Source organism: Dactylosporangium sp. NPDC051087 (assembly GCF_055586325.1).
The window spans coordinates 227808-243296 of the sequence record NZ_JBVJIJ010000013.1 but is presented as its reverse complement, the minus strand read 5'-3'; the positions used below and the strand labels follow the sequence as shown (position 1 = coordinate 243296).

The 15489-nt window shown below is 73.7% G+C and carries 10 protein-coding genes; 4 read left to right on the top strand and 6 right to left on the bottom strand.

Going from position 1 to position 15489, the window contains the following annotated elements; all coding sequences use genetic code 11:
* The first annotated feature begins 58 nt into the window (after positions 1–58).
* Positions 59–2479, top strand: coding sequence for a hypothetical protein (locus ACZ6TV_RS25700; protein WP_465299798.1), 2421 nt, complete (start codon positions 59–61; stop codon positions 2477–2479).
* 63 nt (positions 2480–2542) lie between these two features.
* Here ACZ6TV_RS25700 and ACZ6TV_RS25695 read toward each other — a convergent pair whose 3' ends face one another.
* Positions 2543–3643: a sugar kinase gene (locus ACZ6TV_RS25695; RefSeq protein ID WP_465299797.1), complete on the bottom strand. Its 1101-nt coding sequence runs from the start codon at positions 3641–3643 to the stop codon at positions 2543–2545.
* Positions 3640–4269: a bifunctional 4-hydroxy-2-oxoglutarate aldolase/2-dehydro-3-deoxy-phosphogluconate aldolase gene (eda, locus tag ACZ6TV_RS25690; protein WP_465299796.1), complete on the bottom strand. Its 630-nt coding sequence runs from the start codon at positions 4267–4269 to the stop codon at positions 3640–3642. Before eda ends, ACZ6TV_RS25695 begins: the two co-directional genes overlap by 4 nt.
* Before the next feature lie 46 nt (positions 4270–4315).
* Between eda and ACZ6TV_RS25685 the strand changes: the two genes are divergently transcribed.
* Positions 4316–5068, top strand: coding sequence for an IclR family transcriptional regulator (locus ACZ6TV_RS25685; protein WP_465299795.1), 753 nt, complete (start codon positions 4316–4318; stop codon positions 5066–5068).
* Here ACZ6TV_RS25685 and ACZ6TV_RS25680 read toward each other — a convergent pair.
* The 4 genes from ACZ6TV_RS25680 to ACZ6TV_RS25665 are packed head-to-tail and all read right to left on the bottom strand — an operon-like array spanning position 5047 to position 9060.
* Positions 5047–5742 (bottom strand): lipoyl protein ligase domain-containing protein, encoded by a 696-nt coding sequence (locus ACZ6TV_RS25680; RefSeq protein ID WP_465299794.1) that lies wholly within the window; start codon positions 5740–5742, stop codon positions 5047–5049. The two genes, ACZ6TV_RS25685 and ACZ6TV_RS25680, sit on opposite strands and share 22 nt — an antisense overlap.
* A complete protein-coding gene (locus tag ACZ6TV_RS25675; protein ID WP_465299793.1) occupies positions 5739–6968 on the bottom strand; it encodes a dihydrolipoamide acetyltransferase family protein in 1230 nt (409 codons plus the stop codon). Before ACZ6TV_RS25675 ends, ACZ6TV_RS25680 begins: the two co-directional genes overlap by 4 nt.
* A complete protein-coding gene (locus ACZ6TV_RS25670) occupies positions 6968–7942 on the bottom strand; it encodes an alpha-ketoacid dehydrogenase subunit beta (protein ID WP_465299849.1) in 975 nt (324 codons plus the stop codon). Before ACZ6TV_RS25670 ends, ACZ6TV_RS25675 begins: the two co-directional genes overlap by 1 nt.
* A gap of 23 nt (positions 7943–7965) precedes the next feature.
* On the bottom strand, positions 7966–9060 hold the full coding sequence (locus tag ACZ6TV_RS25665; protein ID WP_465299792.1) for a thiamine pyrophosphate-dependent dehydrogenase E1 component subunit alpha: 1095 nt from the start codon (positions 9058–9060) through the stop codon (positions 7966–7968).
* A gap of 131 nt (positions 9061–9191) precedes the next feature.
* Here ACZ6TV_RS25665 and ACZ6TV_RS25660 point away from each other — a divergent pair, with 131 nt between their 5' ends.
* Both ACZ6TV_RS25660 and ACZ6TV_RS25655 read left to right on the top strand, forming a co-directional pair.
* Complete coding sequence (locus ACZ6TV_RS25660) at positions 9192–9659, top strand: Lrp/AsnC family transcriptional regulator (RefSeq protein WP_465299791.1); 468 nt, start codon at positions 9192–9194, stop codon at positions 9657–9659.
* A gap of 283 nt (positions 9660–9942) precedes the next feature.
* The gene (locus ACZ6TV_RS25655) at positions 9943–15426 is read left to right on the top strand and encodes an ATP-binding protein (RefSeq protein ID WP_465299790.1); all 5484 of its coding nucleotides are present in this window, start codon (positions 9943–9945) and stop codon (positions 15424–15426) included.
* The last annotated feature ends 63 nt before the right edge of the window (positions 15427–15489 follow it).

The window sequence follows — 15489 nt, the reverse complement described above, 5'->3', positions numbered from 1 at the left end:
CCGCGGCCGGGCCTAGCGTCGGGGGCACGACAGGCATCCATCGTCACGGGGGAATGCGATGACAGTGAGACACGGGACACGACGGCCGTGGGCGGCGGGGCTGCTGGCGGTCCTCGTCGCGGTGGGCGGCGCGGTGCTCGTCCACCCGCCGGCCGCCTCCGCCACCAACCAGCGCGCGCTGCGCCCGGCCAGCTGGACCTACACCGACTCCCGCACACCGGCCAAGGCCTACACCGGCAAGCCCGTCGACGCGCCCGTCGGCGCCTGGAAGGACGCCGCGGGCAAGCACCGGTCACGGTCGTACTTCACCTACGACATCAGCGCCTACCGCGGCCAGCGGATCATCTCGGCGGGCTTCGTCATGTCCGAGACCTCCGCCAACGACTGCCGCAAGGAGCGCAGCTGGCAGCTGTGGAGCACCGACCCGGTCACGGCCTCGACGTCGTGGAACAAGCCGCCGAAGGAACGCCGGCAGTTCACGGTGTACAACAGCCCGGCGTGCCCGGCGAGCTACCTCGAGGCGGACCTCGGCACCCTGGTGCGCGACGCGGTCGCCGCGGGCAAGAGCACGCTCACGCTGGAGCTGCGGGTCCCCGACCGGTTCGAGAGCAACCAGCACTACGGCCGGCACGTGCGCAACGACCCGGCGCTGATCATCCAGGCCAACGCGGTGCCGGGCACGCCCGCCCAGCTCACCGTCGACGGGCGGGCCTGCGGCGCGGCGGACCAGCTGTGGGTCACGACGACCACGCCGTCGCTCACCGCGCTGCTCACCGACCCGGACGTCAACCAGACCGGCGGCGGTGACATCGCCTACGCCAAGTTCGCCGTCTGGCCCGTCGACCGGCCGCAGGACCGGGTGGAGCTGCCGGAGACCTGGGCCGGCTACACCCCGACGAAGGCGTGGTCCGCCATCCCGGACGGCATCCTGCACGACGGCGTCACCTACGCGCTCGCCGCGCGGTCCCGCGACGACGCGGACGTGTCGCCGTGGAGCGACGAGTGCCGGTTCACCGTCGACACCACCCGCCCCGGCAGCCCGCCGGCGGTCACGTCGGCGGACTACCCCGGCGACGGCACGTGGCACGGCGGGCCCGGGATCCCCGGCACCTTCACGTTCACCGCCGGCGGGGTCGCCGACGTCGCCGGGTACTACTACGGCGAGAGCAACTGGAGCGGCACCTTCGTCGCCGCCCCGGCACTGGGCGGTCCCGCGACGGTCCAGTTCGCCCCGTCCCAGTCCGGGTTCGTCACCCTGTACGTGCGCAGCGTCGACCGGGCGGGCAACCAGTCCGAGACCGTCGAGTACCGGTTCTCGGTGCTGGAGACCGCGCCCGGCATCGACGACGCGGATCCCGACGCGTGGCTCGGCGACCCGCACCACCTGACGTTCAGCCCCAACCTGGCCGGCACGGTCAGCTACACGTACCAGCTCGACGCGGCCCCCGCGCAGACGGTGCCCGCCGGCGCCGACGGCAAGGCGCGGGTGACGGTCACCCCGCCCGCCGGCGACTGGGTCGTGCTGACGGTCTTCAGCACCACCGCCGCCGGGGTGCGGTCCGGGACGGGCTCGCTGTGGCTGACCGTCAACACCATGCCCTACGTCGAGTCCACGGACTTCCCGTCCGACGGCACCCAGGGCAAGCCGGTCGGCACCGAGGGCACCTGGACGCTGAAGCCGCACATGCACGGCGTGGTGTCCTACACGTACCAGTTCAACCAGTGGCAGGAGGACGAGCAGCCGCCGCAGACCGTCGCGGCGGGCCCGGACGGCACCGCGACGATCCGGTTCACCCCGAGCCGGGCGAGCGGCAACACGCTGACCGTCTCCTCCAGGACGGCCGACGGCACCGAGTCGGAGCCCACCGGCGTCGGGTTCTACCCGGCGTCGATCGCGCCGACGGTGACGTCCGCGGACTACCCGCCCGGCGACGGGGAGGGCGGCGGCCCGGGCGTCGAGGGCACGTTCGTGTTCCACCCGACCGCGGCCGGCGTCGTGTCCTACGACTACAGGTTCGGCGACGGGCCGCAGCAGACCGTCGCCGCCGCGGCCGACGGCACCGCCACGGTGCGCTGGACGCCGCTGGAATACCCGAACGTCACCGGCGGCTGGGTCAGCTTCCTCGTCCGCAGCACCAGCGGCGCCGGCGGGCCGGTCTCCGACTGGGCCTACGCCAGCTTCCGGATCAGGTCGCTGCAGCCGGACATCGCCTCCGACGTCTACCACTGGCCGGACGGCGGCACGGTCGGCCAGACCGCCGCGTTCACCTTCACCGCCCACCTCGCGGGCAGCACCGAGTTCGTCTACTCCTTCGACGGGGCGCCGGAGCAGGTCGTCCCGGCCGGTGCCGGCGGCACGGCGACGGTCAGCTGGACGCCGGACACGCCCTACAGCCACAGCCTGTCGGTGCGCAGCCGGACGGCCGGCGGGCTGTCCTCCGGATACGCGTCGGCCAGCCTGTGGGTCGACCCGTCGTAGCGGGCCCGGGCCGGGCCGTGCGGCGGTCGCGCCGCACGGCCCGGTGACCCGCTCGCCCGTCGCTCAGCGCTGGACGCGGGCGCCGCCGCCGCGGACGAGGGACTCGACCTCTTTGAGGCTGGCCATCGACGTGTCGCCCGGGGTGGTCATGGCCAGGGCACCGTGCGCGGCGCCGTACTCTACCGCGGTGGCGATCCCGCCGTCGCGTTCGAGGAGGCCGAAGATGAGCCCGGACGCGAAGCTGTCCCCGCCGCCGACCCGGTCCAGGATCTCCAGCCCCGGCCGGTGCGTGGCCTCCGCGAACTCGCCGTCCGCCCAGGCGACGGCGCCCCAGTCGTTGACGGTGGCGCTGTGCACGGCGCGCAGCGTGGTCGCGACGACCTTGAAGTTCGGGTACTCCTCGACGACCGCCTTGATCATCGACCGGAAGTTGCCGGCGTCGAGGGCGCCCGCGTCGATGTCCGTGTCCGGGACGGCGAAGCCGAGGCAGGCGGTGAAGTCCTCCTCGTTGCCGATCATCACGTCGACGAGGCCGGCGAGGCGGCGGTTCACCTCCTGGGCGCGGGCCTTGCCGCCGACCGCCTTCCACAGCGACGGGCGGTAGTTGAGGTCGTAGGAGACGATCGTGCCGTGCCGGCGGGCGGCGGTCATCGCGGCCTCGACGGTCTCCGGCGCGGTCTCCGACAGCGCGGCGTAGATGCCGCCGGTGTGCAGCCACCGCACGCCGAGCGTGCCGAACAGGTGGTCCCAGTCCACGTCGTCGGGGCGCAGCTGGCTGGCCGCGGTGTGCCCCCGGTCCGACGTGCCGACGGCGCCGCGCACCCCGAAGCCGCGCTCGGTGAAGTTGAGCCCGTTGCGGGCGGCGCGGCCGATCCCGTCATAGGGCACCCAGCGCACGAACGACGTGTCGACGCCGCCCTGCAGGATCAGGTCCTCGACGAGGCGGCCGATCTCGTTGTCGGCGAAGGCGGTGACGATCGCGGTCCGCAGGCCGAAGCAGCGGCGCAGGCCGCGGGCGACGTTGTATTCCCCGCCGCCCTCCCACGCCTGGAAGGTGCGGGCGGTGCGGACCCGGCCGGCACCGGGGTCGAGGCGCAGCATCACCTCGCCGAGCGAGACCAGGTCATAGCGGCAGTCGGCGGCCGGGCGCGGCGTGAGCGTCATCCGGCCACCTCCACCGCGGCGGCGGCGCGGGCGGTGACCTCGTCCCAGCGCTGCGCGGACAGCAGCTCGGGCGCGACGATCCAGCTCGCGCCGACCGCGAGGACCGACGGCAGCGCGAGATAGTCCGGCATCACCTCGGGGGTGATGCCGCCGGTCGGGATGAACCGCACCCCGCGGAACGGCGCCGCCAGCGCCTTGATCATCGGCGCGCCGCCGAGCTGCTGGGCCGGGAAGAACTTCACCAGGTGCAGCCCCGCGTCGAGGGCCATCTGGATCTCGGTGGCGGTGGCGACGCCGGGCACGACGAGGACGCCCGCGTCCCGGCAGGCGGCCACGACGGCGGGCGCGAAGCCGGGCGTCACCACGAACCTGGCGCCGGCGGCGATGGCGCGCTCCGCCTGCTGCGCGGTGAGCACCGTGCCGGCGCCCACGACAAGGTCGTCGCGGCCGGCGAGGGCCTCGATCGCGTCGAGCCCGGCGGCGGTGCGCAGGGTGATCTCGGCGGACCTCAGGCCGCCCTTGGCGAGGGCGTCGCCGAGTGCGCCGGCGTGGGTGGCGTCCTCCAGGACGACGACCGGCACCACGCGACCTATGGCGAGTTGTTCATTATTCTGAACGTCAGTCACGTGGATGAACATAGTGGAAGCCGGCGCGGTTCGCTACAGTGGCGCCGTGCAGCCCCCGGTCAAGTCTTCGGCGCGGACCCTCGACGTGCTCGAGGTCCTCGCGGACCAGCCGCGCGCCTGGACGCTCGTCGACCTCGCCCGCACCCTCGACATCCCGAAGAGCAGCCTGCACGGCCTGATGCGGACGATGACCGCCCGCGGCTGGGTCCGCGCCGACGAGACCGGCACCCGCTTCCGGCTCGGGATGCGTGCCCTGCAGGTCGGCGCCGCCTACCTCGACGGCGACGACAGCGTCGCGGTGCTGGCCGGCGTCCTCGACGAGCTGTCCCGGCGGCTCGGCGAGACCGTGCACCTGGGCCGGATCGAGGGCGACCAGATCGTCTACCTGGCGAAGCGCGACTCGACGCACCGGCTGCGGCTGTACAGCGCCGTCGGCCGGCGGCTGCCCGCGCACGCGACGGCGCTGGGCAAGGCGCTGCTCGCCCAGCACACCGACACCGACGTCGACACGATGCTGTCCTGGCCCCTGCAGCGGCTCACCCCCGGCACCCTCACCGACCGCGGCGACCTGCACCGGGCCCTCGCCACGGTCCGCGAGACCGGCTACGCGGTGGACCGGGAGGAGAACGCGGAGGGCATCATGTGCTTCGCGATGGCGGTGCCGCTGACGGTGCCGGCCACCGACGCCGTCTCCGTGTCGGTGCCGACGACCCGGATGGGCCCCGGCGTCGAGCGGCGCGTCGTGGACGCCCTCACCGACCTGCTCCTGCCCCTGGGTCAGGCCCGCAGCATGCTGTAGGCGTCCGTCAGGGCCGCGGCCACCGCCGCGACGGTCAGGCCGCCCTCGACGGCGCCGACCGTGGCCGGGTCGAAGTCGTAGCCGAGCGCGGCGTAGGCGGCCGTCAGCGGCGCCCGCAGCGGCTCCGCGCCGGTCACCTGGAACACGGAGCTGAACAGCCAGCCGTCCCGGGTGACGCGCTGCGCGGAGCCGACCACCTTGACCGTCCCGCCGAGGTTGACGCTGTACTCACCCGGGCAGTACTCGCCCGGGACGGCGCCGATCCTGGCGTCCGCGCCGAGGCCGGTGAGCACGGCGGCGTGCAGGGCCGCGAACCGCCGGAACCGTCCGACCGTGCCCGCGGACGCGTCGGGGGTGCGGCACACGTGGTCGACCACGACGCTGCCCCCGTGGTACAGCGCCAGGCTGCCACCCTGGGGCCGGACCACCGGCGTGAACCCGGCCGCGCGGACCGCCTCCTCGGCCGCCGCGTAGCCGGGCCGCAGCGTGTCGCGCCGGCTGAACGCCGCCGTCGGCGCGGGCGTGAAGATCCGCAGCAGCTCCCGCGCCGTGCCCTCGCGGCCCTCACGGCCGTCCCTGCCCTCGCGGCCCTCGCGCAGCAGCCGCGGCCCCAGCTCGACGTCGGCCGCGGGACCGCCGGGCAGCGGCGCCGGGTCGAGCAGGACGGCGGTCACAGCCTGGCGATGACCGACGCCGGGTCCTCGATGGCGTCGGCGACGCTGCGCATGAACCCGGCGGCGGTCCCGCCGTCGCACACGCGGTGGTCGAACACGAAGCTCAGCTGCGCGATCTTCCGGACGCACAGCTCGCCGCCGACGACCCACGGCCGGTCGATGATCCGGCCGAGGCCGAGGATCGCGACCTGCGGGTGGTTGATGATGGCGGCGCTGCCGTCGACCCGGAACGCGCCGTAGTTGTTGAGCGTGAACGTCCCCGCCGCCAGCTCCGCCGCGCCGGTGCGGCCCTCGCGGGCCCGGGCGGTGAGCGCGCGGATCTCCTCGTCGAGCTTCGTGGTGCTCATCGCGTCCGCGCCGGTGACGGCCGGGACGACCAGCCCGCGGGCGCCCTGCACGGCGATGCCGAGGTCGATGCGGTCGAACTCGACGATCTCCTGCCGCTCGGTGTCCAGGCGCGCGTTGAACACCGGGTACTCGCGCAGAGCGGCGACCACGAACCGCGCCACGTAGGCGATCAACCCCGGCCCGGCGGGGTTGCTCTCCCGCAGCCGCCACAGTTTCGTCGCGTCGACGTCGACCCAGACGGTCGCCTCGGGGATCTCCGCCCGGCTGCGGGTCAGCGCCGCCGCCACGGTCCTGCGGAAGCCGTTCAGCGGGACACGGCGCTCCCCCGGCGCCGCGGCGGTCGTGGCCCGCTCGACGTCGGCGCGGACGATGACGCCCCCGGCGCCGGTGCCGTCGACGGTGCGCAGGTCCACGCCCTTGGCCCGGGCGAGGTTGCGCACCAGCGGCGAGATCACCAGCGGGACCTGCCGGGCCACGACGGCGGGGAACGCGGGCGCGGCGGGACGGACGGTGCCGCGGGGCCTGCGGTGCCGCCCGGTCGCGGTGCCGCCGGAGGTGCCGTAGCCGATGAGGACGTTGCCCGACCCGGCCCGCTCCTCCTCCCGGTACGTCTCCCGCGCCGCGACCGCCGCGGGTGCCCGCTCCTGCGCCGCGATCGAGATGAGGGGCCTGCCGACCTGGACGGTGGCGCCGGGGGCGGCGTGCAGGGTCTCGACCCGGCCGGCGTACGGCGACGGCACCTCGACGAGGGACTTCGCGGTCTCCACCTCGACGATGCTCTGGTCGACGGCGACCGTGTCACCCTCGGCGACGAGCCACCGCACGACCTCCGCCTCGGTGAGCCCTTCGCCGAGGTCGGGCAGCAGGAACGTGGCCATCACTGCTCCCACTGCAGGTCGTCGACGGCGTCGAGGACCCGGTCGACGCCGGGCAGCTGGAAATGCTCCAGCTTCGGCGGCGGGTACGGGATGTCGAAGCCCGCGACGCGGCGGATCGGGGCGGCGAGGGCGTTGAAGCAGCGTTCCGTGACCCGGGCAACGATCTCCGCGGACACCCCGGCGAACCCGGCGGCCTCGGCGACGACGACGGCCCGCCCGGTGGAGCGGACCGCGGCGCAGACGGTCTCGTCGTCGAACGGCACGATCGAGCGCAGGTCGACCACCTGCAGGCTGCGGCCCTCCTGCGCGGCGGTCTCCGCGGCCTCCAGGGCGACCGGCACGGCCGGGCCGTAGGCGATGAGGGTGGCGTCGGTGCCGTCGCGGCGCACGACGGCCTTGCCGATGCCCGGCGCCGGGGACGGCAGCTCCACCTCCTCCTTGCTCCAGTAGAGCTTCTTGGGCTCCAGGAAGACCACCGGGTCGGGCGAGGCGATCGCCGCCCGCAGCAGCGCGTAGGCGTCCGACGGCGTCGACGGGGCGAGCACGTGCAGGCCCGGCGTGTGCGCGTAGTAGGCCTCCGACGAGTCGCAGTGGTGCTCGACGCCGCCGATGCCGCCCGCGTACGGGACGCGGATCACCATCGGCAGCGCGACCCGCCCACGGGTGCGGTTGCGCATCTTGGCGACGTGGCTGACGATCTGCTCGAACGCCGGGTAGGCGAACGCGTCGAACTGCATCTCGACGACGGGCCGCATGCCGTTCATCGCCATCCCGACCGCCATGCCGACGATGCCGGACTCGGCGAGGGGCGTGTCGAAGCAGCGGGTCTCGCCGAAGTCGGCGGTGAGGCCGTCGGTGATGCGGAAGACGCCACCGAGCGCGCCGACGTCCTCGCCGAACACGACGACCGTGGGGTCGCCGGCCATGGCGTCGCGCAGCGCTCGGTTCAGCGCCTGTGCCATCGACAGCTTCATGTGCGTCGTCTCCCGCACGGCGGTCATCGGGGGGCTCCTTCTCGGCTGAGCTCGTCGGCGACCAGCGCGGCCTGCTCCCGCAGCTGCGGCGTCGGCGTGGCGTACACGTGCGCGAACAGGTCGGCGGGGTCGGGTTCGACGTCGCGGTTGAGGCCGTCGCGCAGGTGCGCGGCGACCCGCTCGGCCTCCTGCGTGAACGTCGTGAGCTGCTCGTCACCGATGAGGCCCCGGTCGAACAGGTGGGTGCGCAGCCGGGTGATCGGGTCCCGCTCGACCCACGCCGCGACCTCGGCGTCGTCGCGGTAGCGGGTGGCGTCGTCGGCGTTGGTGTGCGCCTGCATCCGGTACGTGTGCGCCTCGACGAGCTGCGGGCCGCCGCCGGCGCGGGCCCGCCCGACGGCGGCGCCGAGGACCGCCAGCAGGGCGGCGATGTCGTTGCCGTCGACGCGTTCGCCGGGCACCCCGTAGCCGATGCCCTTGTGCGCCAGGGACGGCGCGGCGCTCTGCCGGGACAGCGGGACGCTGATCGCGTACTCGTTGTTCTGGACGAAGAACACGACCGGCGCCCGGAACACGGCCGCGAAGTTGAGCGCCTCGTGGAAGTCGCCCTCGCTGGTGCCGCCGTCGCCGCACATGGCCATCACGACCGTCGGCTCGCCGCGCAGGCGGGCGGCGTGCGCGACCCCGACGGCGTGCGGCAGCTGGGTCGCGAGGGGGGTGGCGTGCGGGGCGACGTGGTGCTCGTAGGGGTCGTAGCCGCAGTGCCAGTCGCCCTTGAGCAGGCTGAGCGCCTCGACGGGGTCGACGCCCCGGCCGACGGCGGCGACGGTGTCGCGGTACGTGGGGAAGAGCCAGTCGCCGTCGTCGAGGACCTGTGCGGCGGCGACCTGGCACGCCTCCTGCCCGTGCGACGACGGGTACACGGCGAGCCGCCCCTGCCGCACGAGCGCGTACGCCTGGTCGTTGAGCCGGCGCGCGGTGAGCAGCGCGCCGAGCGCCTTGACGAGGGCTCCGGCCTCGGGCATGGCGTAGGTTCCTGGGTCGAGGGCCCGGCCGTGCGCGTCGATGAGGGCGACCGGTCGGTCGCCCGGCAGCAGGTGACTCGGGTCACGCGTCATGCCGCAATCCTGAGCCTCGCGCCATTCGCGTTCCACTGCCGCGCACAAACCGAGAAGATGGAGTCGCTACCGCCGCCGTACGATGCCAAACGTCCAGACTTAAGGCTCGTTCAGGAAGGGGGTTTGGACAGGTGGCCGCCCCGCTCGACGACATCGACCGGCGCATCCTCGTGGAGCTCAGCCGGGACGGGCGCATGTCGATGCGCACCCTCGCCGAGCTGCTGCACATCTCCCGGGCGAACGCCTACGCCCGGGTGCAGCGGCTGCGGGACACCGACGTCATCCGCGGGTTCCGCGCCGACGTCGACCACGTGGCCGCCGGCATGGGCACGTCGGCGTACGTGACGGTCAACCTGCGCCAGGCCGAGTGGCGGGTGGTCGGCGAGCGGCTGCGCGCCCTGCCCGGCGTCGTGCACATCGCCCTCGTCGGCGGCGAGTTCGACGTGATCCTGCTCGTGCGCGCCAAGGACAACGCCGACCTGCGCCGGCTGGTCCTCGACGTCATCCAGGGCATGCCGGGCGTGGTGAGCACCCGCACCCTGCTGGTCTTCGAGGAGTTCGAGCCGCCGACGTCGGCGGCGATGTGGGAGCAGCACTAGCCGCCGGACACCGCACGACCACGGCGGGTCACCCTGCGTTCATTCGAGCGATGCTTGAGTGACGCCGGTCACCCTCCTCCTAGGAGTTGGCGCAGTGTCTGTTTGTAGGATTCTGACAACGCGTGGGGTCCGGGATGCGTGGGGCAGCACAGTGGTGTACTCGGCGGTAATCACGCAGGGTGTAGCAAGGTGCAGGCGGCGCTCCGGGACCCGGACGTCGCCTGCTGTGTGTCGGCACGGCCGCTCCGCGGCGTGGGCCGTTGGTTCTTGGGAGGCTCAACCGGTGTTCAAGCGTGTCGCCATCGTCAACCGCGGAGAGGCCGCGATGCGGCTCATCCACGCCGTCCGGGATCTCTCCGCCGAAACCGGGGCGCGGATCGAGACGGTCGCCCTCTACACCGACGCCGACCGCGCCGCGACGTTCGTCCGGGAGGCGGACATCGCCTACCCGCTCGGGCCCGCGTCGGCGCGGCCGTACCTGGACCACGCCGTCCTGGAGCGGGCCCTCGTCGAGACCGGCGCCGACGCGGCCTGGGTCGGCTGGGGGTTCGTCGCCGAGGACCCCACGTTCGCGGAGCTGTGCGAAAAGCTCGGGGTGACGTTCGTCGGCCCGAGCGCCGAGGCGATGCGCAAGCTCGGCGACAAGATCGGCTCGAAGCTCGTCGCCGAGGAGGTCGGCGTCCCGGTCGCGCCGTGGAGCCGCGGCGCGGTCGCCACCCTCGAGGAAGCGCTGAGCGCGGGTGAGAAGATCGGCTACCCGCTGATGCTCAAGGCGACCGCCGGCGGCGGCGGGCGCGGCATCCGCATGGTCGCCTCCGCCGAGGACCTCACCGACGCCTACGAGCGCACCAGCCAGGAGGCGCTGCGCGCCTTCGGCTCCGGCGTCGTGTTCCTGGAGCGCCTGGTCACCGGCGCCCGGCACGTCGAGGTGCAGGTCATCGCCGACGGGCAGGGCACCGCGTGGGCGCTCGGCGTGCGCGACTGCTCCGTCCAGCGGCGCAACCAGAAGATCATCGAGGAGTCCGCGTCGCCGGTGCTGGGCGCCGAGCAGACCGCCGAGCTCAAGGCCTCCGCGGAGCGCCTCGCCGTGCACGTCGGCTACCGCGGCGCGTGCACGGTCGAGTTCCTCTACCACCCGGGTGAGCGGCTCTTCGCCTTCCTCGAGGTCAACACCCGCCTGCAGGTCGAGCACCCGATCACCGAGATCACCACCGGCACCGACCTGGTCAAGCTGCAGCTGCACGTCGCCGGCGGCGGCCGGCTCGAAGGCGCCAAGCCGGCCGAGCTCGGCCACGCCGTCGAGGCCCGGCTCAACGCCGAGGACCCCGACCGCGACTTCGCGCCGTCCCCCGGCCGGATCGCCCGGCTCGCCCTGCCCGCCGGGCCCGGCATCCGCGTCGACACCGGCGTCAGCGAGGGCGACACCATCCCCGCCGACTTCGACTCCATGATCGCGAAGATCATCGCGTACGGGCGGGACCGCGACGAGGCCCTCGGCCGGCTGCGCCGCGCCATGGCCGAGACGACCGTCATCATCGAGGGCGGCACCACCAACAAGAGCTTCGTGCTCGACCTGCTCGACCAGCCCGAGGTGATCGACGCCAGCGCCGACACCGGCTGGATCGACCGGGTCCGCGCCGAGGGTCGCCTCGTCAGCCACCGGCACTCCGCGGTCGCCCTCGCCGCCGCCGCGATCGAGGCCTACCAGGACGAGGAGGAGATCAGCCGGCACCGGCTGCTGTCCACCGCGCACGGCGGGCGTCCCCAGGTCCAGCACGAGACCGGCCGCCCCCTCGACCTGAAGCTGCGCGGCGCCGGATACCGGGTGAGCGTCGCCCGCATCGGCCAGCGACGCTACCGGGTCGGCGTCTCCGGCGGCGGCGACGTGCACCCCGTCGACGTCGAGATCGAACGCTTCGACGAGCACAGCGGCCGCATCGCCGTCAACGGCCACCGCTTCCGGCTGGTCACCGCCACCCACGGCCCGATCCACCTCGTCGAGGTCGACGGCACCACCCACCGCATCAGCCGCGACGAGGGCGGCGTCGTCCGCTCCCCCGCGCCCGCGCTGGTCGTCGCGACCCCGCTCACCGTCGGCGACGAGGTCGACGCCGGCGCGCCCATCCTCGTGCTGGAGAGCATGAAGATGGAGACGGTGCTCCGCGCGCCGTTCCGCGCCCGGGTCCGCGAATGCCCCGTGTCCGTCGGCAGCCAGGTCGAGACCGGCGCCCCGCTGATGCGCCTGGAGCCCCTCGCCGACGGCGACGCCGACGCCGAGTCCACCGAGACCGCGATCGTCGAGATCGACCTGCCGGTCGAGCCCGCCGACGTGTCCGCCGTCGACCGCGTGCACCGCGGCCTGCAGGACCTGCGCAGCCTGCTGCTCGGCTTCGACGTCGACCCGCAGGACGGCCGGCGCCTGCTGACCGGCTACCTGGCTGCCCGCACCGAGCTCGGCGGCCGGCCGCTGCCCGGCGAGGTCGACCTGCTCACCACCTTCGCCGACCTGTCGGAGCTGAGCCGCAACAAGCCCGGCGGCGAGTTCGAGGACGAGCCCGGCAGCCCCGTGCACAGCCCGCGCGAGTACTTCCACAGCTACCTGCAGAGCCTCGACGTCGAGCGGGCCGGTCTGCCCGACAACTTCCAGGCGAAGCTGCGCAAGGCGCTCGGCCACTACGGCGTCAGCGAGCTCGACCGCACCCCCGAGCTGGAGGCCGCGGTCTTCCGCATCTTCCTCGCCCAGCAGCGGATGAGCACCGACGTCGCCGTCGTGTCGGAGCTGCTGAGGCAGTGGCTGGCCGGCCCGCCGCCCCTGGAGTCGCTCAGCGAACGCGCCGGGCTCGCCCTCGAACACCTCGTCGAGGCCACCCAGGTCCGCTTCCCCGCCGTGTCCGACCTGGCCCGCGGCGTCGTGTTCCGCTGGTTCGCCCAGCCGCTCCTGCGCCGCAACCGCGCCAAGGTGTACGCCGCGGTCCGGGCCGACCTGAACCACCTCGACCGGCACCCGGACGCGCCGGACCGCGCCGAGCGCATCCAGGCGATGGTCGCCAGCGCCGAACCGCTCGTCCGGCTCATCGGCCAGCGGATCGGCCGGCCCGGCGCGGACCACACGGCGCTGCTGGAGGTCCTGACCCGCCGGTACTACGGCAACCGCGCCCTGTCCGCGGTCACCGCCCGGGAGGCGGCCGGCTGCCACTTCGTCACCGCGGACCGCACCGACGCCTCCGGGGTCGTCCGGGTCGTCACCACCGCCGTCGACATCGCCGCCCTGCCCGCGGCGCTCGAAGCGGTCGGCGGGTTCGCGGCCGGGGTCGCCGAGAGCGGGCTCGTCGCCGACCTGTACGTGACGTGGGAGGACCAGCCGGACGCCGACGCGATGGCCGTACGCCTGCAGCAGCTGCTGACCGAGCGGCCGCTGCCGGCCGGGGTCCGCCGGGTCACGACGACCGTCGCGGGCACCAGCGGCGCCGTCATGCACCACCACTTCACCTTCCGCCCGGGTCCCGACGGCGCGTTCGCCGAGGACCGGCTCATCCGGGGGCTGCACCCGCAGCTCGCGCAGCGGCTGCAGCTGCACCGGCTGCGCGAGTTCGACCTCACCCGGCTGCCGTCCGCCGACGAGGAGATCTACCTGTTCAAGGCGGTCGCGCGGAGCAACCCGGCCGACGAGCGGCTCATCGCGATGGGCCAGGTCCGCGACCTGACGCCGCTGCGCGAGGCCGACGGCCGGCTCGTCGCGCTGCCCGCCGTCGAGGACGCGGTCACCGCCGGGCTCGACGCGATCCGCAACATCCAGGCGCAGCGCCCGCAGAACAAGCGCTTCGACACCAACCGGATCCTGATGTACGTGTGGCCGTCGACCGAGCTGACCGGCGACGAGCTCAACTCGCTCGTCCAGCGCATCCTGCCGACGACCGCGGGTGCCGGCCTCGAAGAGGTCCAGTTCATCGCCCGGCAGCGCAACTCGGCCGGCGACCTCAGCGAGGTCGCGGTCCGCATCACCCTCGACCACGGCCGCGGCGTGCAGCTGTCGGTCGACAAGCCGTCGACGGAGCCGCTGCAGCCGTTGGACGACTACCGGCAGAAGGTGCTGCGCGCCGCCCGCCGGGGCAACGTGTACCCGTACGAGCTGACCGGGTTCCTGGCCGGCGAGGACGGCACGTTCGTCGAGCACGACCTCGTCGACGGCGTGCTCGTGCCGGTCGACCGGCCGAAGGGGCGCAACACGGCGGCGATCGTCGCCGGTGTCGTCACCACCCCGACCGAACGGCACCCCGAGGGCGTCAAGCGTGTCGTCCTGCTCGGCGACCCGACGAAGGCGCTCGGCGCCCTCGCCGAGCCCGAGTGCTCCCGCATCATCGCCGCGCTCGACCTCGCCGCCGCGCTGCAGGTGCCCCTCGAATGGTTCGCGCTGTCCGCCGGCGCGAAGATCTCGATGAGCTCCGGCACCGAGAACATGGACTGGGTCGCCGCCGCGCTCAAGCGGATCGTCACGTTCACCCAGGCCGGCGGCGAGATCAACATCGTGGTCGCCGGGATCAACGTCGGCGCCCAGCCGTACTGGAACGCCGAGGCGACGATGCTCATGCACACCAAGGGCATCCTCGTCATGACCCCCGACTCGGCGATGGTCCTCACCGGCAAGCAGTCCCTGGACTTCTCCGGCGGCGTGTCCGCCGAGGACAACTACGGCATCGGCGGCTACGACCGCGTCATGGGCCCCAACGGCCAGGCGCAGTACTGGGCCCGCGACCTGCCGGCCGCCCGGGACGTGCTCATGGCGCACTACGACCACACGTACGTGGTGCCCGGCGAGACCAGCCCGCGGCGCGCCGCCACCACCGACCCCGCCGACCGGGACGTCTCGGACTTCCCGCACGCGATCGTCGGCAGCGACTTCACCACCGTCGGGCAGATCTTCTCCGCGGCCCACAACCCGGACCGCAAGAAGGCCTTCGACATCCGGACCGTCATGCGCGCCCTGTCCGACCAGGACCACCCGGTCCTGGAGCGCTGGGCCGGCATGGCCGACGCCGAGACCTCCGCCGTGCAGGACGTGCACATCGGCGGCTGGCCCGTCTGCCTCATCGGCATCGAGTCCCGCTCCGTGCCGCGGCGCGGTTTCCCGCCCACCGACGGCCCCGACACGTACACCGCCGGCACCCTCTTCCCCCGCTCGTCGAAGAAGACCGCCCGGGCCATCAACGCCGCCTCCGGCAACCGCCCCCTCGTCGTCCTGGCGAACCTGTCAGGCTTCGACGGCTCCCCGGAGTCGATGCGCAAGCTCCAGCTGGAGTACGGCGCCGAGATCGGCCGCGCCATCGTCAACTTCGAGGGCCCGATCGTCTTCTGCGTCATCTCCCGCTACCACGGCGGCGCGTTCGTCGTCTTCTCCAAGGCCCTCAACCCGAACATGACGGTCCTCGCCCTGGAGGGCTCGTTCGCCTCCGTGCTGGGCGGCGCACCGGCGGCCGCGGTCGTCTTCACCGGCGACGTCAACAACCGCACCGCCACCGACCCGCGGGTCACCGACCTGCAGGCCCGTGTCACGGCCGCCACGGGCGCGGAACGGGCCGCCCTGAACGCCCAGCTCGCCGAGGTCCACTCCGCGGTCCGCGCGGAGAAGCTGGGCGAGGTGGCCGCCGAGTTCGACCGCGTCCACAACATCCAGCGCGCCGTCACGGTCGGCTCGGTCGACGACATCATCAGCGCCGCCGAGCTCCGCCCCCGCATCATCGAGGCCATCGAGCACGGCATGAAGAGCTGACCCACCCCGCTTCCCGTCGGTGCGCCGGACCGGTCCACAGGTCCGGCGCACCGCCGTCCGGCC

What these genes read in the sequence shown, in the direction of transcription:
- ACZ6TV_RS25700 (WP_465299798.1), top strand. Translation starts at nt 59, where the DNA reads ATGACAGTGAGACACGGGACACGACGGCCGTGGGCGGCGGGGCTGCTG.
- ACZ6TV_RS25695 (WP_465299797.1), bottom strand. Translation starts at nt 3,643, where the DNA reads ATGACGCTCACGCCGCGCCCGGCCGCCGACTGCCGCTATGACCTGGTC.
- ACZ6TV_RS25675 (WP_465299793.1), bottom strand. Translation starts at nt 6,968, where the DNA reads ATGGCCACGTTCCTGCTGCCCGACCTCGGCGAAGGGCTCACCGAGGCG.
- ACZ6TV_RS25670 (WP_465299849.1), bottom strand. Translation starts at nt 7,942, where the DNA reads ATGAAGCTGTCGATGGCACAGGCGCTGAACCGAGCGCTGCGCGACGCC.
- ACZ6TV_RS25665 (WP_465299792.1), bottom strand. Translation starts at nt 9,060, where the DNA reads ATGACGCGTGACCCGAGTCACCTGCTGCCGGGCGACCGACCGGTCGCC.